Here is a 25,204-nt window from a genome sequence, read left to right on the forward strand (position 1 = left end):
TAGGTAAACTTCACAATTGCTCGGTATATCCACACCAACAGTTCGGTAAGGGGATCGGTGCCCGGGTACACGCTCCGCCAGCTGACCTGCTTCGTCGCCGTCGCCGAGGCCGGGTCGATCTCCGCGGCCGCGGCCGGGCTGCACGTCACGCCGACCGCGGTCGCCTCCGCGGTGACCGATCTGGAACGGGTGTTGCGCACCCAGCTGATGGTCCGGCGCAAGGCGCACGGGATCGTGCTCACCCCGACCGGGGCGCTGCTGCGGGAGCGGGCCGCGCTCCTGCTGCGCGACGCCGACGAGCTGCAGCTGGCGGTTGCGGGTGGCGGGACCGAGCTGGCCGGCCCGTCCAGCGGGAGCGGCGGATGACGGAAGTAGCCGGCGACCAGCCCGAGCAGGCCGCCGACCAGCAGCCCGATCGCGGCGGCGACCAGGCCGACATGTTGATGAGCACGTAGATCACGGCCACCACCACGACGATCCCCTGGATCGTGGGGATGTCCTGGAACGGGACGGACTGGATCACCAGTGCGCCGAGCCCGGGCAGCGCGAACAGCGACTCGACGATCACCGCCCCGCCCAGCAGCCTGCCCATGGACAGCCCGGCGACCGTGGTCAGCGAGAACAGCGAGGGCCGGAGCACGTGCCGCAGCAGCACGTACCCGGGTGGCAGGCCGCGGGCCCGGGCGGACAGCACGAACTTCTCCTGCAGGGTGGCGATCACGTCGCTGCGCAGCAGGCGGTAGTAGACGGCCGCCTCCATCAGGGCCAGGCTCAGCGCGGGCAGGAACGCGAACCGCAGGTTCCCGACCGGGTCCTCGGTGAAGGGCACCCAGCCGCCGACCGGGAACACCCGCACCTGCACGGCGAGCAGGTAGATCAGCAGCATGGCCGCGGCGAAGCCGGGCAGCGACAGCAGCGCCGACGACGCGGTGCCGGCCGCCCGGTCCAGCCGCCCGCCGGACCGGGCGCCCGCCACGAGTGCCAGCGGCACCGCGATGAGCAGCGCCATGACCACCGACAGCATGGCGATCTGGAAGGTGACCCAGAAGCGGTCGGCGATCACCTCGGTGACCGGCATGCCCATCCGCAGCGACGTGCCGAGGTCACCGGACAGCGCGGCGAGCACCCACTCCCCGTAGCGCACCAGGAACGGGCGGTCCAGGCCGAGCTCCGCGTTCAGCCGGGCGACCTGCTCCGGGGTCGCCTGGTCGCCGAGCATGGCGAGCGCGGGCGAGCCCGGCATCAGGTCGACCATCGCCGTGGTGAGCAGCGTGATCAGGATCAGGACCGGCACCAGCCGGAGCAGTCGGCTCCCGACTTGACGCAGCACGGTGGCTCCCCTCGGTCGCGAGCAGGCGGATCAGGGACGGAAGCCGATCGAGTCCCAGCGGAGCAGGCCGCGGCTGGTGTACTCCAGCCCCGTCACCTCGCCGGTCATCAGCGTGGTCATCGTCGGGGTGAAGGTGAACAGCCCGGGCAGGTCGGCGACGAAGCGCTCCTGCACCGTGCGGTACTCCGCGGCGCGCTGCTCCGGGTCGCCCGCCGAGCGGGCCGCGAGCAGTGCCGCGTCCACCTCCGGGTGGCTGTAGCCGGGGGTGTTGAAGCTGCCGTCGGTGTGCAGCAGGTTCACCAGGCTCGGCTCCGGGTCGGGGAACCGGTACGAGCCGGGATACGGGCTCATGTCGTAGTCCTTGCGCATGAACACCCGCTCGCGCGCCGCGGTGATGTCGATGTTGTCGATCCGCACGTCGACGTTCGCCAGGTCGCGCAGCTGGCTCTGGATGAACTGCGCGGCGCGGGTGTTGACGTCGTTCCCGCTGATGTTGACGAACACGAACTCGACCGGCCCGCTCTCGGCGGCGATCTCGTCGAACAGCTGCTGGGCCCGCTCCCGGTCGGCGTCCGGGAAGGTCACGTCCGGCTCGTGGAACGGCGAGCCGGGCACGAACAGCGTCTGCGCCGCCTGCGCGTCCGCCGTGCCCTGCATGACCTCGGAGAGCTGCTGGCGGTCGATGGCCCGGTAGATCGCCTCGCGGGCGCGCGGGTCGTCGAACGGGGCCCGCTGGTTGTTGAAGTAGATCCAGCCGCCGCCGTTCTGGGCCTCCTGGTGGACGTTCAGGTTCATCCCGGCGGCCTGCTCGTAGAGCGCGAGATCGGCGTCGGAGTTCGGCGGCTGCATGTCCGCCTGGCCCGAGGCGATCGCGTTGACCCGCTGGTTCGCGTCCGGCACCAGATTGATCCGGACCTGCTCCAGGTACGGCCTGCCCTCCTGCCAGTAGTCCGGGTTCGCCGTGTAGATCTCGTGGCTGTCCCGCGCCCACTCGGTGAGCTGGTAGGGCCCGGCGCCGACCGGGTTCTCGAAGAAGCCGTCCGGGTCGGCGGCGACCGCGGCGGGCGACACCACGAACGGCAGCGACGCGGCGATCATCTTGTCCAGGTGCCGGTTCGGCTCGGGCGTCTCGATCCGCAGGGTCAGCGGATCGGTGACCGTCATGTCCCAGGTCGCGATCGTGCCCGCCTCGGCGGACATGTCCAGCTCGACGTAGCGCTGGTAGGTGAAGCGCACCGCCTCGGCGTCGTAGGGGGTGCCGTCGGTGAACGTCACGCCCGGCCGGATCCGCATGGTCCACACGGTGCCGTCCTCGGACGGCTCCAGGCTCTCGCCGATGTGCGGGACGGCCTCCCCGGTGACCGGGTCGGACAGGAAGAGGTGGTCGTAGACCGCCGCCAGCCTGGTGGCGTCCCCGGTGGGGGCCATCGTCGTGTCCTGCGCAGGGTCGAACGAGCGGGTCGGGATCGGCATCGCCATGGTGAGCGTGCCGCCGGGCGCCGGCTCGGCGTCCACCGGCGCGCTCTCACCGGTGCCGCCGGCGGCGCCCCCGCACGCCGCGAGCAGCGACGCGGTGAGCAGGACACCGCCGAGCACCGCCCATCGGTTCCTGACTCCGTTCCGGAAAGCTGTCGACATCGGTGTCGCCTCGTTCCTCGAGAAGGGCTGCTTCGTCACGTCCGTCCGGTCATCACGGGGAGAACCGGGAGAGCAGGTGGTGGTCGAGCGCGTCGTCGGGGGTGTCCAGGTGCGCGGTGGTCGTGAAGTGGTTGTGCCCGGCCAGCCGGAACAGGTCCGGCGGGTGGCCGGTGCGGCGGGTGTGTGCGTCCACCAGCAGCGCGGCCTGCCGTTGCGCGCCCGCCGGGTCGTGCTCGGCGAGCACGTAGTGCACCGGCACCGGGGACGCCAGCAGGCCGGTCAGCGGCGACGCCGCTCGGTGTACGTCCGGGTCGTCCCCGAGGTACGGCTGCAACCGGGCGGCCTCGAAGCTCGGCAGGTCGTAGGCGCCGGACAGGAGCACCACCGAGGCGACCCCCGGCCCGCCGGCCGGGTGGAACCGCGGATGGGCGAGGTAGGTCGCGGCGTGCACCGCGCCGGCCGAGGTACCCATCAGGTGCACCCGGGCCGGGTCGCCGCCGTGCGCCCCGATCCGGGAACGGACCCACTCCACCGCGGCCGCGACGTCCTGCGCCCCGGCCGGCCAGCGGTGCTGCGGCGCGAGCCGGTAGGACATGGTCACCCCGACCATCCCGCGCCGGACCGCCCAGCGACCGACGTTGTCGTGGAAGGGGCCGTCCGGCCGGCGCCTGCCACCCGCGACGAACCCGCCGCCGTGCGCGAACAGCACCACCGGCCGCGGCCCGCCGGGCCGGGCCGGGGTGAACACGTCGAGCTGCTGCCGCGGGTCGGCACCGTAGGACAGGTCGCGGTGCACCCGGACGTCCGGGCCGTCCCGGTGGTACGGCGCGTACAGCGCGTAGGACGCGTCGGCCGCCTGCGGGGTCACCTCGCTCCCGATCGCGGCGACCCGGCGGGCGAGCTGCGCGGCGTCGAACATCCCGGGCCCGCCCGCGCTCAGTCCGCTGCCGGCAGCCACTCGGTCTCCCGGCCGTCCTCGGTCGGATAGTCCCGCCGCGCGGGCGGGGCCATCCCCCCGCCGGACGGCATCGCCCCGACCTCGACGGTCGGTCCCGGTCCGGTCCGGCGGGGCCGCTCGGGCCAGCGGAACCAGTCCAGGGCGTTGTCGTGGAAGACCCGGTCGTGCCAGCCGGCGGGCAGCCGGGCGGCGATGTCGTCGACCGGGTCGGTGTTCCAGTACGGGTAGCCGGACGAGTAGCAGAGCAGGTCGGCCGGGTCGCCGAAGCTCTCCAGCAGCCGGACCACCCGCTCCGCGCCGTCCGGCTCGGCCGGGCGGTCGATCGGCCACGTGGAGACCCGCACGTGCGCGCGGAGGTAGTCGCTGGGCGGCCTGCGCACCCACGGCACCTCGCGCCGCAGGCCGCGCCAGTTCACGTCCAGCCGGAAGAACAGGCCGGGGATCCAGGCCGCGCCGGCCCCCGAGACGAACAGTCGCAGGCCGGGGAACCGCTCGAAGACGCCCTGCACGATCATGCTCTGCACGTGGGTCATGATCGGGCTGTAGGCGAGCGCCGAGACCTCGGCGAAGGTGGCCGGGAGGCCGCCGGCGGTCGGATGGGTCAGCGTGTCCGCGCCGACGTCGCCGCCGGTGTGCAGTACCACCGGCAGGTCCATGTCGCAGGCCGCACGGTAGATCTCGTGGTAGGCGGGATGCCCGAACGGCTTACCGAGGCCGTTGGCCGCCATCAGCGCGCCGACCATCCGGTCGTGCGCGCCGGACCGGCGGATCTCGGCGGCGCCGTCGTCGGGGGTCTGGTTCGGGACCAGGACCAGCCCGTGCAGCCGCGGGTCGGCGGCGAACCACCGCTCGACGGTCCAGTCGTTCATCGCCCGGGCGATCTCCAGCGCGCGGTAGGTGTTCGGTACCGCGGGGACGAACATGCCGCGGTCGTGGCTCAGCACCGCGCGGCGCACCGGAACGTCGTCGAGCGCCTGGCGCACCGTCAGCGCCGGATCGGAGCCGGCCGGGACGCCGCCGGGCCCGGCCGAGGCCAGGTAGTCACCGGTCGGGTGGCGGTAGGGGGTCGAGGGCAGCAGCGGCATGGCGCCGGCCCCGCCGGGGAGCGTGCCGGGCGTCCCGATGTGCTCGCGCCATCCGTCCGGCATCAGGTCGGTGACCTCGGTCTGGGTGGACCAGTGGTGATGGACGCAGGTGTCGATCACCGGTCCGCGGTAGCCGCCCACGTCATCGCCTCCCCATCCGGACGTGCACCCGTCCGCCGTCGTCGACGTGCACCGGGTAGGTCCGCACCTTGTAGCCGGGGCACGGGGACTCGCCGCTGACCAGCGAGAACTCCCACCGGTGCCACGGGCACAGCACGACCGGCTCGGCGGGATCGGCCAGCACCTCCACCCCGTCGGCGGTGAACCCGGCCGACAGCCCGGTCTGCAGGAAGCCCTCGGTCAGCGGCGCCGCCTGGTGCGGGCAGCGGCTGCGCACGGCGTAGATCCGCTCCCCCCACCGGCACACGCCGAGCTCGACCCCGGCCGCCTCGACCCGGCGCAGGGTGCGGTCCGGGAAGTCCTCGGCGGCTCCGATGTCGACGGTGCTCATCGGAGGGCACCGGCCGGCTCGGGCGAGGGCTGCAGCCGCAGCACGTCGCGGGCGTTGCCGTGGAAGACCTTGGGCAGCCAGTCGCGGGGCAGCCGGCGCGCCACGTAGAACGGGTCGTCGGCGTCCCAGTGCGGGTAGTCGCTGGAGAAGCAGAGCACGTCCTCCATCCCGCCGAGGGCCTCGAACAGCTCGATCAGCTGGTTCCGCCGCGGGGTCAGCTCGAACGGCTGGGTGCTGAGCCGGATGTGGTCACGGAAGTAGTCGCTCGGGAGCCGGCGCACCCAGTCGCTCTCGGCCCGCAGCTCCCGGTAGTGCGCGTCCATCCGCCACAGGAAGTGCGGCACCCAGGCCAGGCCGGTCTCCAGGAGCAGCACCTTCAGCTGCGGGAACTTCTCGAACGTCCCCTGGCTGACGAAGCTGCCGATGTGGGTGAGGGTCGGCTGCTGGAGCAGGGTGTGCCACTCCAGGCGCGAGTTCGGGATGCCGCCGGCCGCGGTGTGGGCGAGCCCGCCCTCGGTCTCCCCGGCCGCGCCGTGGATCGCGATCGGCAGCCCGGCCTCGTGCGCGGCCCGGTAGATCGGGTCGTACACCGGGTGCCCGAGCGGCTTGCCGAACGCGTTCCAGGAGAACAGCACGGCGGTCACTCCCGGGTGGTCCGCCATCCGGCGGATCTCGTCGGCCGCGGCGTCCGGCAGCTCGGTCGGGACGACGATGGTCGTCCGCAGCCGGGGGTCGCGCGGCAGCCAGGTCTCGACCACCCAGTCGTTCATGGCGCGGGCGATCGCCAGGCCGAACTCCGGGTTGCGCTGGGCGACCTCGTGCCCGATGTCGAAGGACAGGTTGGCGATCTCGATCGGGAACGGATCGAGGTGCTGCTCGAGCATCAGCTCGTAGGACGTCCCGACGCCGTCCGCCGGGACGGCCTCCAGCCGTTTGTTCACCCCGCGCTGGAAGGGGTAGGTCAGGCCGGCGGGCATCAGCGCGGCGCGGGCCCCACCGGTGCGCGCCCGGACGTGGTCCTGCCAGCGTCGCGGCAGCCGCTCCAGCAGCTCGTCGGTGTGCCGCCACCGCTGGTGGACGTCCACGTCGATGATCGGCCCGTCATAGGCTGATGCCCGGTTTGTCACGCGGTCTCCCGTATGTCGGCTGCGTCGGTGCTGCCGATCAGCAGTCTGCTGGGCGGACCTAAGGCGTGAAAAGCATGAGTAACTTTCCCCGAAGAAAACTTCTACTGTTGTATCCGTGCGCTACACGCTGCGTCAGCTGGAGTACTTCGTGGCCGCCGCGGAGGCCGGGACGCTCAGCGGGGCCGCCGACCGGTGCCACGTCTCGCAGGCCGGTGTCGCACTCGCGATCACCGAGCTGGAACGCGCACTCGGTGTGCAGCTGCTGCTGCGACGCAAGGCCAAGGGGGTGTCCCTGACACCCGCGGGCCAACGGCTGCTCGGCGAGGTCCGGGCGCTGCTCGGGCAGGCCGAGGAGCTGCAGGCAGCAGCGGAGAGCAGCGGCACCCAGCTGGCCGGGCGGCTGCGGATCGGCTGTTACACGGTGCTCGCACCGTTCTTCGTGCCGCCGCTGCTGGACCGGTTCGCCGAGGCACATCCGCAGCTGCGGCTGGAGGTCGTCGAGGACACCCAGCCCGCACTTCAACGACTGCTGCTCGACGGGGCGATCGAGGTCGCGCTGCTCTATGACCGCGGGCTGCATCCCGACCTGGGCCACCGCCCGGTCCGGCGGCTGCGGCCCTACGTGCTGCTCGCCGCCGACCACCCGCTGGCCGGGGACCCGCACGTGCACCTGTCCGCGCTGGCCGGGGAGCGGCTGATCCGGCTCGACCTGCCGCCGCTGTCCCCGGGGGCCGAGACCCTCATGTCCGGCCGGGACGCCTGGTACCGCACCCCCAGCCTGGAGCTGGTGCGCTGCCTGGTCGGCCGCGGTCTCGGCTACGCGCTGCTCGTCCAGCACCCGCTGACCGACGTGACCTACGACGGTCACCGGGTGGTCGCACTCCCGATCGCCGACGAGGTCCCCGACGTGGCGGTGGTGCTGGCGCACCCGCACGGCGCCCAGCTCACCCGGCGGGCGGCCGCGCTCGGTGAGTTCTGCCGGACCGTCCTGCCCGGCCCGGCCGAACCGCCCGGATCTCCCGAACCGCCGGAACCATCGGGACCGGACGGGAGCGGCCCGCCGGTCGGGGCGCACGGCCCGGCCGGCGGGTGACCACACACGCGGGCCCCGCCAGCCAGGGTGCCGGCGGGGCCCGTGTGCAGGTCCGGGATCAGGCGGCCGCGGTGGCCGACTCCCCCTTCGCGGCCCGGTCCCGCAGCGACTGCGGGACGTCGAACCGGTCGCCGTAGCGCTCCTTGAGCTCGTCGGCACGCGCGACGAAACCGGCCGGGCCACCGGGGTAGCCCTCGATGTACTGCAGCACCCCACCGGTCCACGGCGGGAAGCCGATGCCGAAGATCGAGCCGATGTTGGCGTCGGCGACGGTCTCCAGCACGCCCTCGTCGACGCAGCGCACCGTCTCGATCGACTCGATGAACAGCATCCGCTCGCTGAGCTCGTGCAGGTCGACGTCGTGGTTGGTCGCGCCGAACTGCTCGCGCAGGCCGGGCCACAGGCCGGTCCGCTTGCCGTCGGTGTAGGAGTAGAAGCCGGCGCCGCCGCTCTTGCCCTTGCGGTCGAACTCGTCGACCATCCGGTCGATCACCGCGTCGGCCGGGTGCGGCGTCCAGGTGCCGCCCGCGGCCTCGACGCCCTTGCGGGTCTCCTCGCGGATCTTGCGCGGGAGGGTGAGGGTCAGCTCGTCCATCAGCTGCAGCACCGGGGCCGGGTAGCCGGCCTGCGACGACGCCTGCTCGATGGTCTGCGGGTCGATGCCCTCGGCCAGCATCGCGACGCCCTCGTTGATGAAGGTGCCGATCACCCGGCTGGTGAAGAAGCCGCGCGAGTCGTTGACCACGATCGGCGTCTTCTTGATGCCGAGGGTCAGGTCGAACGCCTTGGCCAGCGCCTCGTCGTTGGTCCGCTCGCCCTTGATGATCTCGACCAGCGGCATCTTGTCGACCGGCGAGAAGAAGTGCAGGCCGATGAAGTCGTCCGGCCGCTCCACCCCGGAGGCCAGCTCGGTGATCGGCAGGGTGGAGGTGTTGGAGCACAGCAGCGCGTCCGGGTTCACCACCTTGACCGCCTCCGCGAACACCTCCTGCTTGAGCGCGACGGACTCGAAGACCGCCTCGATCACCACGTCGGCGCCGGCGAGATCGGCGTAGTCGTCGGTCGGGGTGATCCGGGCGAGCAGCGCGTCACCCTTCTCCTGCGTGGTCTTCCCGCGGGCGACGCCCTTCTCGACCAGGTTCTCCGAGTACGCCTTGCCCTTGGCCGCGGCCTCGGCCGAGACGTCCTTGAGCACGACCTCCCAGCCGGCGAGCGCGCATACGTAGGCGATCCCGGCGCCCATCATCCCGGCGCCGAGCACGGCGACCTTGGTGGGCTGCCACTTCTCGGGTGCGTCCGGGCGGGACTTGCCGCCGTTGATCGCGTTGAGGTCGAAGAAGAACGCCTTGGTCATGTTCTTCGAGACCTGGCCGGTCACCAGCTCGGTGAAGTAGCGGCCCTCGATCCGCAGCGCGGTGTCGAAGTCGACCTGGCTGCCCTCGACGGCGGCGGCCAGGATGTTGCGCGGCGCCGGCATCGGCGCGCCCTTGAGCTGCTTGCGCAGGTTCGCCGGGAACGCCGGGAGGATCGACGCCAGCGACGGCGTCGACGGCGTGCCGCCGGGGATCTTGTACTTCGGCTGGTCCCAGGGCTGCTTGGCCTCCGGGTTGGCCTTCACCCAGTCCTTCGCCCTCGCCACGACCTCGTCCGGGGTGGCCGCCAGCTCGTCGACGATCCCCAGCTCCAGCGCCTTCGCGGGCTTGAGCCGCTGGCCCTGCGCGAGGACGTTCATGAAGCCGTTGGCGATGCCCAGCATCCGGGTGACGCGGGTGACGCCGCCGCCGCCGGGCAGCAGGCCCAGGGTGACCTCGGGCAGGCCGTAGAGCACGCCCTTCGCGTCGATCCCGACCCGGTGGTGGGCGGCCAGGCCGATCTCCAGCCCGCCGCCGAGCGCGGTGCCCGCCATCGCCGCGGCGACCGGACGGCCGAAGGTCTCCAGCCTGCGCAGCTGGTTCTTCACCTCGGTGACCATCTCGAAGACCTGCGGGGCGTCGTCGGCCCCGGCCGCCGAGAGCTGCTCCAGGTCGCCACCGGCGAAGAAGGTCTTCTTCGCCGAGGTGATGACGACGCCGACGATGTCGTCCTTCGCCGCCACGATCTCGTCGACGACCCGGCCCATCGCCTCGCGGTAGCGGTCGTTCATGGTGTTGGCGCTGCGGCCCGGGTCGTCGAGGGTGACGACCGCGATCCCGTCCGCGTCGGTCTCCCAGCGGACGGCCTGCTCGTTGCTCACAGTGGTTTCCTTCCGAGGCTCACGCGAACTGTGCTGATGGTTCGGCACGCCGGCCTCACAGCCGCTCGACGATGGTGGCGATGCCCATGCCGCCGCCGACGCACAGCGTGGCGAGGCCCCGGCGCAGGTCGCGGCGCTCCAGCTCGTCGACCAGCGTGCCGAGGATCATCGCCCCGGTGGCGCCGAGCGGGTGGCCCATCGCGATGGCCCCGCCGTTGACGTTGGTCTGCTCGTGCGAGATGCCCATGTCGCGCATGTAGCGCAGGGCGACCGCGGCGAACGCCTCGTTGATCTCGAACAGGTCGATGTCGTCGACCGTGAGACCGGCCTTGGCGAGCGCCTTGCGGGACGCGGGCGCCGGGCCGGTCAGCATGATCGTCGGGTCGGCGCCGGACAGCGCGGTGGCGACGATCCGGGCCCGCGGGGTGAGGCCGTTCGCCTTCCCGGCGGCCTCGGTGCCGATCAGCGTGAGCGCGGCGCCGTCGACGATGCCGGACGAGTTGCCGGCGTGGTGCACGTGGTCGATCTTCTCGACCCAGTGGTACTGCTGCAGCGCGACGGCGTCGAACCCGCCGTCGCGGCCCATCATCTCGAACGACGGCTTGAGCCCGCCGAGCGTCTCGACGGTCGCGCCGGCCCGGATGTGCTCGTCGCGGTCCAGCACGGTCAGGCCGTTGCGGTCCTTGACCGGGACGACGGAGCCGGCGAAGCGGCCGTCGGCCCAGGCCTTCGCGGCGCGCGTCTGCGACTCGACGGCGAACGCGTCGACGTCCTCGCGCGAGAAGCCCTCCAGGGTGGCGATCAGGTCGGCGCCGATGCCCTGCGGCACGAAACCGGTCTCGTAGGCGGTGTCCGGGTCCATCGCCCAGGCCCCGCCGTCGGAGCCCATCGGCACCCGGCTCATGGCCTCGACGCCGCCGGCGATGACCATCTCCTCCATGCCGGAGCGCACCTTCTGCGCGGCCGTGTTCACCGCCTCCAGGCCGGACGCGCAGAACCGGTTGAGCTGGACGCCGGCGACGGTGTCCGGCAGGCCGGCCGCGATGGCGGCGGTCTTGGCGATGTCGCCGCCCTGGTCGCCGATCGGCGAGACGACGCCGAGCACCAGGTCGTCGACGACGGCCGGGTCCAGCTCGGGATTGCGCCTGCGCAGCTCGTCGACCAGGCCGACCACCAGGGAGATCGGCTTGACCTCGTGCAGCGAGCCGGACGCCTTGCCCCGGCCGCGCGGTGTGCGGATCGCGTCGTAGATGTAGGCCTCGGGGATCTCGCTCATCCGAACCTCTCGTGGGTGGTCGGTAGGCGTGACGCGTGGGGCGCCATCGCTCCTACTTGCTGGTAGCTTTTGTTACAGCAGCACTGTCACATGGTCAATACGCCCGACCGAGGATGTGACAGCAACGATGTCACACCAGCGGTGTCACACCAAGAATGTCACATCATCACTGTCACGTTCGAGGTCCGGGCCGTAGCCTGCTCGCCATGTCCGCTCCGGCAACACCCGACCTGCTCACCGTCGACCAGCTGGCCGAACGGACCGGGGTCTCGGTGCGCACGATCCGGTTCTACGCCGGCAAGGGCCTGCTCCCGGCGCCGCTGCTGCGCGGCCGCACCGGTCTGTACGACGCCGGGCACCGGGCCCGCCTCGAGCTGATCAGCGAGCTGACCGGGCTCGGCTTCACGCTGGCCGCGATCGAGCGGCAGCTGGAACGGCTCCCGCACGACGCCGGCCCCGAGGAGCTCGCGCTGCAGCGGGCACTGCTCACCCCGTGGATCCCGGAGCACGGCGAGGACCTGACCCGCGCCGATCTCGACCGCCGGGCCGGCCGCCCGCTCACCGACGACGACGTCGACACCCTGGTGACCCTCGGCGCGCTCGTCCGGCACGACGACGGCCGGGTCCGGGTGCACGGCGCCACCGCGCTCGCCACCGCGCTCGCCGCGCTGGACTCCGGGCTCCCGCCGGAGATGTGGCAGCGCGCGCAGGCCGCGATCGAGAAGCACACCTCCGCGCTCGCCGAGGACCTGATGGCGCTGTTCCAGGACGAGGTGCTGCAGCCCTACCGGGACCGCGGCCGGCCCGCCGACGAGCGGAGCAGGCTGGCCGCGGCGCTGTCCCGGCTCAAGCCGATCACCGTGCAGGGGGTGGTCACCACGTTCGGCCGCGCGGTGAACCGGACGATCCGGGAGCGGATGGGCGGGACACCGCAGGACGGGTGAACCGCGCCGGACGGTCGTAGCATCACCGCATGGCGACCTTCGAGTTCCCGGTGCGGGTGCGCTACCACGAGGTGGACGCCCAGGGTGTGGTGTTCAACGCCTGGTACCTGGCCTGGTTCGACGAGGCGATGACCGAGTTCCTGGAGCACCGGGAGCTGACCTACCGGGCGATGCTCGACGCCGGCTACGACGTCCAGCTGGTGCACACCGAGCTGGACTGGCGGGCCGGGGTCGGCTGGGGCGAGGACGTCGTGGTCGCGGTGTCCACCGCCCGGATCGGCCGGACCAGCTTCGCGCTGGACTTCGAGGTGCGGGCGCTCGACGACGCCGGGAACCGGGTCGTCACCTGCGACTGCCGCACCGTGTACGTGGTCATCGCGGTCGACGGCTCGGGCAAGCAGGAGGTGCCGCCGCTGATCCGCAACGCGCTCGGCGAGGAGCGGCCGCTGCGCGGCGCGTGAGGCCGCCGGTCACGCCCCGCGGATCCGGCCCCGCACCTCACCCAGCGAGAACCGTCCCCCGTCGCGGGCCGGCGCGGTCGCGGTGAGCACGATCTCGTCGTCGTCGGCCAGCCAGCAGCGCTGCGCGCCGCCGGGCAGCGCGACCGGGTCCCGGCCGTTCCAGGCGAGCTCCAGCATCGAGCCGAACTGCCCGCGGTCCGGGCCGGAGACCGTCCCGGAGCCGAGCAGGTCGCCCGCGCGCAGGTCCGCCCCGTTGGACGTCAGGTGGGCCACCAGCTGCTCCGGCGACCAGTACAGGTCGGCCGCGGGCGGGGTGGAGATCCGCTGCCCGTTCAGGTGCACGGCCAGCTCGACGTCGAGTCCCAGCGCCGGCGACGACGGGGTGAGGTAGGGCAGCGGCTCCGGATCGTGCGGCGGCACCGGGACCCGGGCGGCGGCGAGCTCGTCGAGCGGGGTCACCCAGGCCGAGATCGAGGTGGCGAACGACTTGCCCAGGTGCGGGCCGAGCGGGCGGGTCTCGAAGCCCTGGACGTCGCGGGCCGACCAGTCGTTGAGCAGCACCACCCCGAACACGTGCTCCGCGGCGTCGTCCACCGCGACCGGCCCGGGCGCCGGGCCGCCGAGCACGAACCCGAGCTCGGCCTCCAGGTCGAGCCGGCGGGTCGGGCCGAAGTCGCCCGCCGCGCGCTGCCCGGCGGGCCGGACGACCGGGGTCCCGCTGACCCGGACCGTGCCGGCCCGGCCGTGGTAGCCGACGGGCAGGTGCCGCCAGTTCGGGGCGAGCGGCTCGGCGTCCGGCCGGAAGATCAGCCCGGCGTTGCGGGCGTGCTGCTCGCAGGCGTAGAAGTCGACGTAGTCGGCGACCGAGAAGGGCAGCAGCGGCACCAGTCCCTCGGCCGGGAGCCGGTGCGCGAACGCCCGCTCGTGGTCCTGGCGCCATCCGCGCAGCCAGCCGACGATCTCGCGCCATACCCGGGCGTCCGCCGCCAGCAGCCGGTCCAGGTTCGGCGCGGTGAGCAGCTCGGGGTGCGGGCCGCGCTGCGCGGTGGCGAGCGATCCGACGTCGAGCAGGCCGCCGTCGGGCAGCGGGCAGGCGATCCGGGAGCTGCCCGGACGCCCCGCGCCGGCGACGACGCCCAGCGCGAGGCCGGGCGGCGGGGTCGGCGGCTCGGTCGGCGGCACGGTCACAGCCGACGACCGTACGCGAGACCGTTTCGCAACGGTGCCGGCCCGCGGCACGACCTGCGGACAGGTGACTCGGGAGTAACACGTGATTCATCGGGGTTCGGGCGAGACAGCCGATGGGAACGCATGCCAGAGTCGCGATCTGAGCATCCGTCGGCGGTCGTCGTCGACGACGACCGGAAGTAGGTATGTATGACACAACAGGTACGTGGCGTCGTGGCCCGCGCCAAGGGCGAGCCGGTCACCATCGAGACGATCAACGTCCCCGATCCCGGCCCGGGCGAGGCCGTGGTGAAGGTCCAGGCCTGCGGGGTCTGCCACACCGACCTGCACTACCGCGAGGGCGGTATCAACGACGAGTTCCCGTTCCTGCTCGGCCACGAGGCCGCCGGGATCGTCGAGTCGGTCGGCGCGGGCGTCGTCGATCTGGAGCCCGGCGACTACGTGGTGCTGAACTGGCGGGCCGTGTGCGGGGTGTGCCGGGCCTGTAAGAAGGGCAAGCCGCATCTCTGTTTCGACACCCACAACGCCACCCAGAAGATGACCCTGGAGGACGGCACCGAGCTGTCCCCGGCGCTGGGCATCGGCGCGTTCATCGAGAAGACCCTGGTCGCGGCCGGGCAGTGCACGAAGGTGAACCCGGAGGCGCCGGCCAAGGTCGCCGGCCTGCTCGGCTGCGGCGTGATGGCCGGGCTGGGCGCCGCCGTCAACACCGGGCAGATCGGCCGCGGCGACTCGATCGCGGTGATCGGCTGCGGCGGGGTCGGCGACGCCGCCATCGCCGGCGCCAAGCTCGCCGGCGCCACCACGATCATCGCCGTCGACACCGACCCGCGGAAGCTGGCCTGGGCGCAGGAGTTCGGCGCCACGCACACGGTGAACGCCAAGGAGACCGACCCGGTCGAGTTCATCCAGAGCGTCACCGACGGCAACGGCGCCGACGTCGTCGTCGAGGCGGTCGGCCGCCCGGAGACCTACAAGCAGGCGTTCTACGCCCGCGACCTGGCCGGCACCGTCGTCCTGGTCGGGGTGCCGACGCCGGACCTGCAGGCCCCGGAGATCCCGCTGATCGACTACTTCGGCCGCGGCGGCGCGCTCAAGTCGTCCTGGTACGGCGACTGCCTGCCCAGCCGGGACTTCCCGACATACGTGGACCTGTACCTGCAGGGCCGGTTCCCGCTCGACAAGTTCGTGACCGAGGAGATCGGGATCGACGGCGTCGAGAAGGCGTTCGAGAAGATGCACTCGGGCGACGTGCTGCGTTCGGTGGTGGTCCTCTGATGGCCGCCCTCGACTCCGCGATCGGCCACGTCGTCACCTCCGGGACGTTCAACCTCGACGGCGGCAGCTTCGACGTCGACAACAACGTCTGGATCGTCGGTGACGACTCCGAGGTCTTCGTGATCGACGCCGCGCACGACGCCGACGCGATCGCGGCGGCCGTCGGCGACCGCCGGGTCAAGGCGATCGTGTGCACGCACGCGCACGACGACCACGTGAACCAGGCCCCGGCGCTGGCCGACCGGTTCTCGGCGCCGATCCTGCTCAACCCGGCCGAGCACGTCCTGTGGGACATGACCTGGCCGGACCGCAAGCCGGACGAGGAGCTGGCCGACGGCCAGGTGCTGTCCGCCGGCGGGATCGACCTGCGGGTGCTGCAGACCCCGGGGCACTCCCCCGGCTCGTCCTGCCTCTACGCGCCGGAGCTGGGCGTCGTCTTCACCGGCGACACGCTGTTCCAGGGCGGGCCGGGCGCGACCGGGCGGTCGTACTCGAGCTTCGACACGATCATCGAGTCCATCCGGACGACGCTGCTGACGCTGCCCGGCGACACCCAGGTCCGGACCGGGCACGGCGACTCGACGAAGATCGGCGACGAGGCCCCGCACCTGGAGGAATGGATCCGCAACGGATCCTGACCGGCTCCTGACCCGGCGCCACCCCGCCGAGATGCGCCCCGGTGCGAATCGTGGATCTCCACCGGACACGGGTGCGCATCTCGGCGCGCGACCTCAGCCGGACCGGCGCCGGACCAGCGGCGTGACGCCCAGCAGCAGCGCGGCCGCCGCACCGAACGCGGCGACGAAGCCGAACGGCTCGGCGATCGCGCCGAGCCCGGCCGCGCCGAGGCCGGTGCCGGCGTCGTAGGCGATGTTCCAGGCCGCGCTGGCCTGGCCGTAGTACAGCGGCCCGGCGGCCGCGAACAGCGCGACCAGCGAGTCGTTCTGCACGATCCCGAAGCCGATCCCGACCGCGGTCGCGCCGGCGACCAGCAGCAGCGGGGCGAGCGGCGCGGCCAGCACCCCGAGCATCCCGGCGCCGGCGACCAGGGTGCCGGCCGGCAGCAGCGCGCCGGGCCGTCCGCTGCGGTCGGTGCGGGCACCGGCGAAGCCGCGGCCGAGCAGCGCCCCGAGCGCGGTCGCGAACAGCGCGGCGGGGACGGCCGCCGGCGCGCCGGGGACGGCGAGCGGCGCGAAGGTGATCACCCCGCCCTGCGCGGTGGAGCAGGCCAGCATCGCCAGCACCGGGGCGGCGGGCAGCCGGTGCCGCGGGGCCCGCGGATGCCCGGTGAGCCCGCGGGAGGCGGCGGGCCGGGCCGGCGCCCGGTCGGCGAGCCGCCCGCGCCGGGGCCCGCGGACGAACGCGACGACGAGTGCCCCGGCCACCGGCGCGATCCCGGCCGCCAGGAACACGCCGGTGAACCCGGTCAGGTCGACCACGGCGACCCCGGCCGGCAGCAGGGCCAGCTGCGGCACACCGATCGCGTAGCCGTACCGGGCCGACGCCCGGCCGTGCGCGGACGGCTCGACGAGCTCGGCGACCAGCGCGCTGCCGGCGACCGTCGCCATGCCGAACCCGACGCCGCGCACCGCGGAGATCGCCAGCACCGGCGCGAGGTCCGCGGACAGCGCCAGCAGCGGGGTCGGCAGGCCGAGCAGCAGCGAACCGGTGACCAGGACGGCGCGGTGCCCGATCCGGCGCAGCATCGCCGGGACGAGCAGCTGGGTGCCGACGGTGACCGCCATCAGCACACCGGTGGTGAGCCCGGCGCCGAACGCCCCGGCGCCGCCCCGGGACACCCACAGCGGCACCACCGGCAGCAGCAGCGCGTAGCCGCCGAAGGCGAGCGCGGTCGCGGCCAGCAGCAGCAGGAACGAGGGCGCGGACAGGGAGCGGGGCACGCCCCACCCTCGCAAGCCGCGATCAGCCCCTCGGCAGCGCCTGCTCCACCAGCGGGAGGATGCCGTCCAGCGCGGCGGGCAGGCTCAGCACGGTCTGCCAGGCGAACGCCGGCTCGGTGGCCCCCTCCAGGAAGACGGTCCGCCCCTCGCGGGACACGGCCGGCCGGGACGCCAGCGGATCGGCTTCCACGGTGGCCCGCCCGCCCGGGGTGAAGGACAGCTGGTCCCACACCAGCAGGTCGTGGTCCAGCTCGTCGGTCTGCTCGAGGGTGACCGGGAATCCCGGGGCCGCCGCGGGGTCGGCGCCGCCGCCGGCGCCCTCGTCCCGGCCGCACCCGGCGAGCACCAGCCCGCCCGCCGCGACCAGTGATCCGACCAGCAGCTGCCGCCGCGTGATGTCCATGTCCGCCTCCGTTCCGCGGCGGAATCGTAGATCGACGCCTCAGGTTTGCCTAGCCTTGCTCACCATCGGGGAGCCAGGACCCGTGGAACCCGGACGGGACGCCGCGCGGCAGCGTCACCCGGGCCACCGGGGCGGCGGCGGACTCCCGGGCGTCGAGCACCAGCAGCTCGGACGCCCGGCCGTCCCGGGTGGTGGTGACCGAGAGCAGCCAGCCGTCGTCCTCGGCGCGGTCCGCGCCGGCGACCGGCACGAACACCGCCTCGCCGGCGACGACGTCCGGGCCGAGCTCGTGCGCGACCAGCTCGTCCCGGGCCCGGTCGTGCCGGAGCACGGCGGAGTACGGCGCACCCGCCGGACCGGTGTCCGCGACGGCGTAGGTGTAGCGGTTCGGCCGGCCGACCACGGCGTCGTCGACGGTCGGGAACTCCAGTCCCGTCCCGGACAGCGCGGTCTCGGTGACCGAGCCGGTCGCCGGGTCGAGCGTCCACCGGTGCAGGGTCGCCGTTCCGGTGGCGGCCGCCGACGCGGCGGGCCCGGCCGGGCCGTCACCGAGCGACGGCCACATGACGGCGACGTCGGCCGGGGCGTAGCGGGCGCCGTCGACGACGATCCGGCCGGCGGCGTCGGTGTGCGCGTTGCCGACGTGGAACACGAAGCACGGGTCGATCCCGAACCAGCGGACCTCGCCGGGCCGGTCCAGCGGCATGACGCCCAGCCGCGCGCCGTAGCCGTCGTCCCACCGGTAGGGCATGGCACCGGTGAGCGCGTCCGCCATCCGGAACGTCATCGGCAGGTCGAGGAACACCGCGTGCCGGTCGGTGATCGCGAAGTCGTGCATCATCGTCGGCCCGGCGACGGCGACCTCGGCACTGGCGACCAGCTCGCCCGCCGCGGAGATCCGGTGGTAGGTCAGGTACGGCGGGACGAACCCGTAGCCGAAGCAGTGCAGGTCCCCGGTCACCGGATCGGTCTTGGGGTGCGCCGTCATCGCGGTGTGCAACCGCCCGCCGAAGTCGACGGCGCCGACCGTGTCCAGCTCCGGCGTCACCTCGTAGGGCAGCCCGGCCTCGACCAGCGCGAGGATCCGGCCCGCGTGCGACACGACGTGCGTGTTCGCGGGCACCGCGGCCAGGTCGGGCGCGCCGTCCGGGGTGAGGTGCGGGCGCCCGTCGAGCAGCCGGGTGCGCACCCACCGGTTGCGGTACCACTCGGCGCGCCCCGCGCGGAGCCGGATGCCGTGCAGCATCCCGTGCCCGGCGAACCAGTGCCCCGGGTCCTCGCCCGGCAGCGGATTGGGCCCGTTGCGCAGGTAGCGGCCGTCCAGCTCGGGCGGCAGCGCCCCGGTGACGGGCAGGTCGTGCACGGTGATCTCGTCCGGGACCGGGGCGAAGTGGCCCTGCAGGTACTCCGGGAGTCGGTCGGTCGTCGTCATGCCGACGAGCATCAGGGTTCCGAACATGACATGTCAATACTGACATGTCGTTCTCGGTAGGTAAGCTTCCCGGTGTGTCGCTCCCGCACGCCCTGCTCGGACTGCTCGCCCTGCGCCCGGCCACCGGCTACGACCTGGCCCGGGTGTTCGACACCGATCTCGGCCGCTACGCCTGGCAGGCCGGGCACACCAGCGTCTATCCCGAGCTCGGCAAGCTCGCCGCGCAGGGGCTCGCCGAGGTGACCGAGGAGGGCGCGCGCGGCGCGAAGACCTATACCCTCACCGACGACGGGCGCGCCGAGCTGCGCCGCTGGATGCTCGCCCCGCCGCAGCAGGGCAAGGTCCGCAACGAGCCGGTGCTGCGGATGTTCCTGATCGCCGCACTCCCCCGCGACGACGCGCTGGCCGTGCTCGACCGGACCGCCGAGGACGCCGAACGTTCCCTCGCGGTTCTGCGCGCGGTCCGCGCCGAGCACCCCGACGACGCCCCCATGCTCGGCGAGGACGGCATGGGACAGCTCGCCGCCGAGTTCGGCGTCCGGCAGTACGAGACGGTCCGCGACTGGGCCCGGTGGGCCGCGGAGCGGCTGCGCGCCGAGGCGTGAGGCGCGGCCCGGTCAGCGCGCCCGCGGCGATCGGGAGAGCGCGACCGGCCCGGCCGGTCGCCGGCGCCCGGCCTGCGGCACCCGCGGATCGGCCAGCCGGTAGAGCCGGGAGGCGGTGCCGCCGAGCAGCGCCTCGAGCACCTCGTCGTCCAGCTCGGGATAGCGGCCGCGCAGCGAGTCCGGGTAGCGGAAGGTCATCAGGTCCCGGATCAGCCGGGCCGGCCGCACCAGCGGATAGCCGCTGCCGAACATCAGGCGGTCCGGCCCGTAGGCGGCGAGCAGCTCGCCGAGCGCCTCGGCGGCCGGTTCCGGGTTGCGGCGCAACGCGATCAGCAGGTCGGTGAGCAGCACGTAGACGTTCGGCAGCCGGGCCAGCCGGGTGAGTGCCGCGGTCGGCGCGGCGGCCGCGCCCAGCACGAACCGGACCCGGGGCAGCGCCGCGGCCAGCTCCCGCACCTCGGCGACGTCGACCGCGCCGGCCGGCAGCGGGCCCGGCGTCCGGGCCCGGACCGGCAGCGCCGACCCGGCGCGGACCGGCTCCGCCCAGGACGGCCAGCGCGGGCGCGGCACCGCCTCCCCCGCCTCGACGACGCCGGCGTGCGCCCACTGCGGGGCGGCGGCCGGCGGCCGCGCGGTCGGCGCCACCCCGATGTGGACGACGCCGGCCCCGGCCTGCTCGGCCCGGATCAGCGTCCGGCGCAGCCAGGACGCGCGCAGCGAGACCGCGGTCTCCGGCCGCCGCGACGGCAGCACCGTGAGCGCACGCAGGCCGCCCCGGGTGACCTGGGCGCCGATGCCGCGGGCCCGCTCCCGGTCGGCCGGGTCGAGCTCGCCGGCCAGCACCAGCCGGCCGGGATGCTCCTCGGCGAGCTCGGCGTGCCAGGCCGGGGCGGCGAACCCGAGCACGAACAGGTCGTCGAAGGTCGCCGGGACCAGCACCGCGCGGTCCACCGCGGACAGCACGTGCGCGGCCAGCGCCTCCCGGGTGACCAGCCCGAACGCGTCCGCCGACAGCGGCCGCGGGGACGGGTCGACCATCCGGTGCCGGTGGTGCAGGTCGGCGACGAACTGCTCACCGGCCGGGCCCGCCTGGTTGTGCGGACGCCCGTCCCAGCCGTGGACCTGGGCGTCCACGACGAACGAGACGCCGGCACCCCCGCAACACCGGTCCACCAGGTCCACCTCTCCACTCTCACGGACCGGCCCGGCACGCGCTCGGCGTGCCGGGCCGGGATTGCGATGTACCGTCCGCGACTCAGCCGACGGAGGGTCCGAGACCCATCGACTGCGGCGTGCTCGAGTCCGGGCTGGGCTGCGGGATGCCCTCGTCGAGCTCGCCGAACTCGGTCATCAGCGCCTTGTTCCAGGGCGTGACCTCCTCGGCCACCAGCGAGTTGGTGGTGAGGATCAGGCCGGCCACCGACGCACCGTTCTGCAGGGCGGAGCGGACCACCCGGAGCGGGTCGATGATCCCCATCTCGACCATGTTCCCGTAGCGGCCCTCGAGGGCGTCGAACCCGGAGTCGGCGTCCAGCGCGCCGACCTGCTTGACCACCTCATCGCCGTCGTAGCCGGCGTTGGAGGCGATCAGGTGCACCGGCTCGGTGAGCGCGTGCCGGACGATCTCGACGCCGATCCGGTAGTCCCCGGTCACGTCGAGCTCGTCCAGCGCGGGCTCGGCGTGCAGCAGCGCGGCGCCACCGCCCGCGACGATGCCCTCGGCGACAGCGGCCCGGGTGGCCTGCAGCGAGTCGTCGACCCGGTGCCGGATCTCGCGGGCCTCGGCGTTGGTCGGCGCGCCGACCGAGATGATCGCGGCCTTGCCGGAGAGCCGGGCGATCCGGTCCGAGAAGAAGTCCTCGTCGGTGCCGATGGTCGCCCTGGCGAGCTCGGCGCGCAGCTGGGAGAGCCGGTACTCCAGCTTCTGCTTGTCCCCGTGCCCACCGATGATGGTGGTGTTCTCGCTGGTCACCCGGATCTGGGTGGCCCGGCCGAGGTGGGTGACGTCGATCTGCTCCAGGGAGAACGAGGAGCTCTTCGAGTGCACCTGGCCGCCGCACAGCGCGGCCATGTCCTCCAGCAGATGGATGCGCTTCTCGCCGAAGCCGGGCGCCTTGATCGCGACCGCCTGGAAGTGCCCGTTGACGTGGTTGTGCACCAGCATCTGCAGGGCGGTGCCCTCGACCGTCTCGGCGATCACGACGAGCGGGCGCCGCTCGTTGCGCATGATCCGGTCCAGCACCGGCATGATCTCCTGGACGTCCTTGATCCGGCCGGCCGAGAACAGGATGTACGGGTCGTCGACGACCGCCTCGAGCGTGCCCGGGTTGGTCACCATGTAGGGCGAGACGTAGCCGTTGTCGAACTCGAAGTCCTCGACGAAGTCGACCGAGACGCCGGGCACCGGGTTGTCGTCCACGGTCACCACGCCGTCGTCGCCGACGGTGTGCAGCGCCTTGGCGACGACGGTGCCGATCGACCAGTCGTCGTTGGCCGAGATGGCGGCGACGCGGGCGTAGTCCTCCTCGGTGCCGACCGGGTGCGACACCGTGTGCAGCCGGTCCACCAGCGCGCCGACCGCGATGTCGATACCGCGCTTGACCAGCACCGGGTTGCCGCCGCGCTCGATGGCGAGCATGCCCTCCCGGACGATGGCCTGGGCCAGCACGGTGGCGGTGGTGGTGCCGTCGCCGACGGTGTCGTTGGTCTTGACCGCCGCTTCCTTGACCAGCTGGGCGCCCATGTTCTCGAACGGGTCGCGCAGGTGGATCTCGCGGGCGATCGTCACGCCGTCGTTCGTGACCTCGGGCGAACCCGTGATCTTCTCCAGGATGACGTTGCGGCCCTTGGGGCCGAGCGTGCTCTTGACGGCTTCGGCCAGCTGGTCGACACCGGCCTGCAGCAGGTGCCGGCCCTCGGCGCCGAAGCGGAGTTCCTTGGCCATGGTGGGAGTCCTCCCGGAGGGATGAGTTGGTCCAGTGCGCGGGTGCGGATCAACGCAGGTGCTCGGAGACCGAGCAGCGCCACACCGCCCGGGCCGGGCGTGGGGTGTGGTGGCTCCGCGCCGGGTCGTCATCCCGGGCGGTGCGGCGCATCAGGGCGAGGGCGTCAGTCCACCGGCTTCAGATCGAAGTCGATGTACTCGGCGGCGTCCTCGGGGTTGGCGAACATGATCGTCTTGTCGTCCAGGTGGACCATGCGCCCGTAGTGGGTCGACATGTTCTCCTCGAACTCGGCCGCGTCGAACCAGCCCTCTTCCTGGCCGGCCTCCTCGTCCATCTCGGCGTAGTCGACCTCGAACTTGCCGACCCCGTCGACCCGGATCATCGAGGGCAGGTGCTGGACGGTGACGTTGTCCTGACGGTCCAGGACGGTCGCCATGATGGCGCCGATCTGGTTGTTCATCAGGGTGAAGCCACACATGTTCGACGCGGTGCTGTCCTGCTTGAACGGCGAGTCGGTGCTCGTCATCACTGCTTCAGCTCCTCGGGGACGTCGAGACCGAGATCGGCGCAGATCCCGGCGAAGCGGTTCTTGGCACGGTCGAGGGAGTCCTCGAACGTCGGCGGCTTCGAGTCGGACTGCGACCACATCGGCTGCATCTGCCGGGCCGCCTCCAGCACCTGCGGCACGTAGGTCCGCAGCCAGCCGTTGAACAGCTCCCGGTTGTGGTCGGCGAACTCCTTGTCCCGCACCAGCGGCGCGAAACAGGCGATCGACCAGCGCAGGTCCCGCTGCGCGTAGTCGTACTCGCCGGCCCCCATCACCGTCGGGGTGACGAAGTCGCCGTTGGTGGCGGCGGACTGCATCACCAGGTTCGACCGGAACAGCTCCCCGACCAGCGGCTCGAAGATGCAGTTCGTCGCGAAGATGGCCTCGCCCCAGTCGTCCTGGACAGCGGTCAGGGCCTCGGTCAGCCTCCGGGCACCCTGCCACTCCGGCGCGTTGTCCCACGCGTCGAGGTGGGCCCGGCCGTCGAACCCGTCGATCTCCTCGGAGAGCGTCAGGTTGTAGAGCGCGAGGTCCTGGGCGAACCGGATCTTGCGGGTGGAGTTCGCGGCGAGCGCCGTGTTGTGCATGTTGGTCGGCGCGGACCGCTCGTTCGCGGCGAACACGTACAGCCCCAGGATGTGCTCGATGTGCATCCAGGCACCGACGTTGCGCTCGACGAAGCGCGTCCAGTTCGTGTTCCAGAGCTCGAACGCCTTGCCGTTGCGGGCGTTCTCGATGTTCTGCGTGAGCTGGCGGACGACGTTCGCGTTGTACCGGTAGAGGGACTGCTCCCATTCCTCGTTCGGGTCACGGAACTCGTGCCAGCCGTGGGCCGGCCAGTTCTTGACGGCCAGGCCGCCGGTGCCGATCCCGCGCTGCGGCTCGGGCTCGTCGACGCCCCACGCCTTCAGCTTGGTCCAGTGCAGCGGGTAGCCGCCCTCGCCGTTGGCGAAGCCGTAGATCCAGCCCTGTGCGAGGTAGTGCCGCGGGTCCGGCTGGACCTCGACGGTGGTGTCCTCGTACACGGTCTGCTTGCGCTTCGCCGGGGTGTAGTAGTTGTAGCGGCGCGCGTTCGAACTCGAGTCGGGAAACTCGCGGGCCCCGGCCTCGGCGTCGGTGAAGACAGGCTTGGGAACGCTGCGCTGCGAACCGGACGTCGCGTCGTCCGTGGTGGTGGACTGTGTCATGAGAGTCCGTCCTCGCCTTCTTGCTCACCGGTCGTGGTGAACTTGTCGTAGAAGATGTTGTCCTCGCTCACACCGAGTTGGGTCAGCGTCGCGATGGCCGCGTCGACCATCGGTGGCGGACCGCAGACGTAGGCATCGACTCCTTTCAGATCGGGCTCGTTCTTCCTGACCACATCGGTGATCAGCCCCGTCTCGCCGGCCCAGTCGCCGTCGGAGCCGTCCGGTTCGGACAGCGCCGGCACGAAACGGAAGTCGGTGAGCTGCGGAGCGAGATCGGCGAGCTCCTTCTCGAAGCAGAGGTCCTTCGACGTGCGGGCGCCGTAGTAGAAGGTCGCCTGCCGCTCCACCCCGCCCTCGGCCATCGCGCGGAGCAGGCCCAGCACGGGAGCCATCCCGGCCCCGCCGCCGACGAAGATCAGCCGCGAGCTGCGGTTCTGCCGCAGGGTGAAGGTGCCGAACGGGGCCTCGACGTCGAGCCGGTCGCCGGGCTTGGCCGTCTCGTCGAGCCAGGTGCCGAACAGCCCACCCGGGTAGACCTTGATCACGAACTCGAACAGGCCGTCCCGGTTGGGCGTGTTCGCCATCGAGAACGAGCGGCTCTCCTCGGTGCCGGGGCAGACCAGGTCCATGTACTGCCCCGGGAAGAACTTGATCTCGCTCGGCTCGACCAGCTTGACCGTCAGGTGCCGCATGTCGTGGGTGACTCTCTCGACCGACACCAGCTCGACCGCACCCTTGGTGAGTGGCAGCCCGGACCGGATGATCTCCTCGTCGTAGTTGAGGAGTTCGATCACAAGGTCCTCGTACGCGTGCGCCCGGCAGAGGAGCGTCGAGCCCTCCTCCTTCTCGTAGTCCGGCAGCGCGAACGTCGAGTAGCTGTCGTACTCGATGTCCTCGCCCTCGAGGACGAACGACTTGCAGGCCGCGCACTGGCCTTCCTTGCAGCCGTGCATGAGCTGGACACCCTGCTCGGCGGCCGCGCGCAGGATGTTCTGGTCCTCGTCGACCTCGATCTCGATACCGACCGGTTCGAACCGCACGACGTGTTTGTCACCCACGGTC

Annotated in this window: 23 protein-coding genes and 1 pseudogene; 7 read left to right on the forward strand and 17 right to left on the reverse strand. The window is 72.6% G+C overall.

Annotated elements, in window-relative coordinates; genetic code table 11:
- Positions 1-57: 57 nt before the first annotated feature.
- On the forward strand, positions 58-366 hold the full coding sequence (locus ACVJO7_RS22640) for a LysR family transcriptional regulator (RefSeq protein WP_491674536.1): 309 nt from the start codon (positions 58-60) through the stop codon (positions 364-366).
- A gap of 79 nt (positions 367-445) precedes the next feature.
- On the opposite strand, the pseudogene ACVJO7_RS22645 reads toward ACVJO7_RS22640, so the two are convergent.
- The 6 genes and pseudogenes from ACVJO7_RS22645 to ACVJO7_RS22670 form a co-directional block, all read right to left on the reverse strand.
- Positions 446-1,330: pseudogene (locus ACVJO7_RS22645) on the reverse strand (ABC transporter permease); the annotation flags it as partial.
- Between the two features lie 30 nt (positions 1,331-1,360).
- The gene (locus tag ACVJO7_RS22650; protein WP_491674537.1) at positions 1,361-2,926 is read right to left on the reverse strand and encodes an ABC transporter substrate-binding protein; all 1,566 of its coding nucleotides are present in this window, start codon (positions 2,924-2,926) and stop codon (positions 1,361-1,363) included.
- Between the two features lie 94 nt (positions 2,927-3,020).
- Positions 3,021-3,926, reverse strand: a complete 906-nt coding sequence (locus ACVJO7_RS22655) for an alpha/beta hydrolase (RefSeq protein WP_491674538.1) — start codon at positions 3,924-3,926, stop codon at positions 3,021-3,023.
- Positions 3,905-5,131, reverse strand: a complete 1,227-nt coding sequence (locus ACVJO7_RS22660) for an amidohydrolase family protein (protein ID WP_491674539.1) — start codon at positions 5,129-5,131, stop codon at positions 3,905-3,907. Before ACVJO7_RS22660 ends, ACVJO7_RS22655 begins: the two co-directional genes overlap by 22 nt.
- Positions 5,132-5,153: 22 nt before the next feature.
- Positions 5,154-5,522, reverse strand: coding sequence for a Rieske (2Fe-2S) protein (locus ACVJO7_RS22665; protein ID WP_491674540.1), 369 nt, complete (start codon positions 5,520-5,522; stop codon positions 5,154-5,156).
- The gene (locus ACVJO7_RS22670; protein WP_491674541.1) at positions 5,519-6,607 is read right to left on the reverse strand and encodes an amidohydrolase family protein; all 1,089 of its coding nucleotides are present in this window, start codon (positions 6,605-6,607) and stop codon (positions 5,519-5,521) included. Before ACVJO7_RS22670 ends, ACVJO7_RS22665 begins: the two co-directional genes overlap by 4 nt.
- A 157-nt stretch (positions 6,608-6,764) precedes the next feature.
- Here ACVJO7_RS22670 and ACVJO7_RS22675 point away from each other — a divergent pair, with 157 nt between their 5' ends.
- The gene (locus tag ACVJO7_RS22675; RefSeq protein WP_491674542.1) at positions 6,765-7,742 is read left to right on the forward strand and encodes a LysR substrate-binding domain-containing protein; all 978 of its coding nucleotides are present in this window, start codon (positions 6,765-6,767) and stop codon (positions 7,740-7,742) included.
- Between the two features lie 58 nt (positions 7,743-7,800).
- Here ACVJO7_RS22675 and ACVJO7_RS22680 read toward each other — a convergent pair whose 3' ends face one another.
- Both ACVJO7_RS22680 and ACVJO7_RS22685 read right to left on the reverse strand, forming a co-directional pair.
- Positions 7,801-9,975, reverse strand: a complete 2,175-nt coding sequence (locus ACVJO7_RS22680) for a 3-hydroxyacyl-CoA dehydrogenase NAD-binding domain-containing protein (RefSeq protein WP_344018259.1) — start codon at positions 9,973-9,975, stop codon at positions 7,801-7,803.
- Positions 9,976-10,030: 55 nt separating this feature from the next.
- On the reverse strand, positions 10,031-11,251 hold the full coding sequence (locus ACVJO7_RS22685) for an acetyl-CoA C-acetyltransferase (RefSeq protein ID WP_358487049.1): 1,221 nt from the start codon (positions 11,249-11,251) through the stop codon (positions 10,031-10,033).
- A 206-nt stretch (positions 11,252-11,457) separates the two neighbouring features.
- Here ACVJO7_RS22685 and ACVJO7_RS22690 point away from each other — a divergent pair, with 206 nt between their 5' ends.
- Together ACVJO7_RS22690 and ACVJO7_RS22695 are read left to right on the forward strand one after the other, a co-directional pair.
- Positions 11,458-12,195, forward strand: a complete 738-nt coding sequence (locus tag ACVJO7_RS22690; protein ID WP_344018263.1) for a MerR family transcriptional regulator — start codon at positions 11,458-11,460, stop codon at positions 12,193-12,195.
- Positions 12,196-12,224: 29 nt separating this feature from the next.
- Entirely contained in the window at positions 12,225-12,656 is a 432-nt protein-coding gene (locus ACVJO7_RS22695) for an acyl-CoA thioesterase (RefSeq protein ID WP_344018265.1), read from the forward strand.
- Positions 12,657-12,665: 9 nt separating this feature from the next.
- Here ACVJO7_RS22695 and ACVJO7_RS22700 read toward each other — a convergent pair whose 3' ends face one another.
- Positions 12,666-13,844 (reverse strand): fumarylacetoacetate hydrolase family protein, encoded by a 1,179-nt coding sequence (locus tag ACVJO7_RS22700; protein WP_491674543.1) that lies wholly within the window; start codon positions 13,842-13,844, stop codon positions 12,666-12,668.
- 189 nt (positions 13,845-14,033) lie between these two features.
- On the opposite strand from ACVJO7_RS22700, the gene ACVJO7_RS22705 reads away from it, so the two are divergent.
- Both ACVJO7_RS22705 and ACVJO7_RS22710 read left to right on the forward strand, forming a co-directional pair.
- Entirely contained in the window at positions 14,034-15,122 is a 1,089-nt protein-coding gene (locus ACVJO7_RS22705; RefSeq protein WP_491674544.1) for an S-(hydroxymethyl)mycothiol dehydrogenase, read from the forward strand.
- On the forward strand, positions 15,122-15,760 hold the full coding sequence (locus tag ACVJO7_RS22710; RefSeq protein ID WP_491674545.1) for an MBL fold metallo-hydrolase: 639 nt from the start codon (positions 15,122-15,124) through the stop codon (positions 15,758-15,760). Before ACVJO7_RS22705 ends, ACVJO7_RS22710 begins: the two co-directional genes overlap by 1 nt.
- A 93-nt stretch (positions 15,761-15,853) precedes the next feature.
- On the opposite strand, the gene ACVJO7_RS22715 is transcribed toward ACVJO7_RS22710, so the two are convergent.
- Genes ACVJO7_RS22715 through ACVJO7_RS22725 form a run of 3 tightly spaced genes read right to left on the reverse strand, consistent with a single transcriptional unit; the run spans position 15,854 to position 18,885 of the window.
- The gene (locus ACVJO7_RS22715) at positions 15,854-17,023 is read right to left on the reverse strand and encodes an MFS transporter (RefSeq protein ID WP_491674546.1); all 1,170 of its coding nucleotides are present in this window, start codon (positions 17,021-17,023) and stop codon (positions 15,854-15,856) included.
- A gap of 22 nt (positions 17,024-17,045) precedes the next feature.
- A complete protein-coding gene (locus ACVJO7_RS22720; RefSeq protein WP_491674547.1) occupies positions 17,046-17,426 on the reverse strand; it encodes a hypothetical protein in 381 nt (126 codons plus the stop codon).
- A gap of 49 nt (positions 17,427-17,475) precedes the next feature.
- Entirely contained in the window at positions 17,476-18,885 is a 1,410-nt protein-coding gene (locus tag ACVJO7_RS22725) for a carotenoid oxygenase family protein (protein WP_491674548.1), read from the reverse strand.
- A 47-nt stretch (positions 18,886-18,932) separates the two neighbouring features.
- Between ACVJO7_RS22725 and ACVJO7_RS22730 the strand changes: the two genes are divergently transcribed.
- Complete coding sequence (locus tag ACVJO7_RS22730) at positions 18,933-19,463, forward strand: PadR family transcriptional regulator (protein ID WP_344018280.1); 531 nt, start codon at positions 18,933-18,935, stop codon at positions 19,461-19,463.
- Between the two features lie 12 nt (positions 19,464-19,475).
- Here ACVJO7_RS22730 and ACVJO7_RS22735 read toward each other — a convergent pair whose 3' ends face one another.
- The 5 genes from ACVJO7_RS22735 to ACVJO7_RS22755 form a co-directional block, all read right to left on the reverse strand.
- Positions 19,476-20,645 carry an amidohydrolase family protein gene (locus ACVJO7_RS22735; RefSeq protein WP_344018282.1) on the reverse strand — a complete coding sequence of 390 codons (1,170 nt, stop codon included), beginning with the start codon at positions 20,643-20,645 and terminating at the stop codon, positions 19,476-19,478.
- 73 nt (positions 20,646-20,718) lie between these two features.
- Positions 20,719-22,407: a chaperonin GroEL gene (gene groL / locus ACVJO7_RS22740; RefSeq protein ID WP_491674549.1), complete on the reverse strand. Its 1,689-nt coding sequence runs from the start codon at positions 22,405-22,407 to the stop codon at positions 20,719-20,721.
- Between the two features lie 164 nt (positions 22,408-22,571).
- Positions 22,572-22,934 carry a propane 2-monooxygenase effector subunit MimD gene (mimD, locus tag ACVJO7_RS22745; RefSeq protein ID WP_344018286.1) on the reverse strand — a complete coding sequence of 121 codons (363 nt, stop codon included), beginning with the start codon at positions 22,932-22,934 and terminating at the stop codon, positions 22,572-22,574.
- Positions 22,934-24,142: a ferritin family protein gene (locus ACVJO7_RS22750; RefSeq protein WP_491674550.1), complete on the reverse strand. Its 1,209-nt coding sequence runs from the start codon at positions 24,140-24,142 to the stop codon at positions 22,934-22,936. The genes mimD and ACVJO7_RS22750 overlap by 1 nt, the downstream gene beginning before the upstream one ends.
- Complete coding sequence (locus ACVJO7_RS22755; RefSeq protein WP_491674551.1) at positions 24,139-25,200, reverse strand: FAD-binding oxidoreductase; 1,062 nt, start codon at positions 25,198-25,200, stop codon at positions 24,139-24,141. Before ACVJO7_RS22755 ends, ACVJO7_RS22750 begins: the two co-directional genes overlap by 4 nt.
- Positions 25,201-25,204: the final 4 nt, after the last annotated feature.

The organism is Pseudonocardia sp. DxW (genome assembly GCF_058448985.1).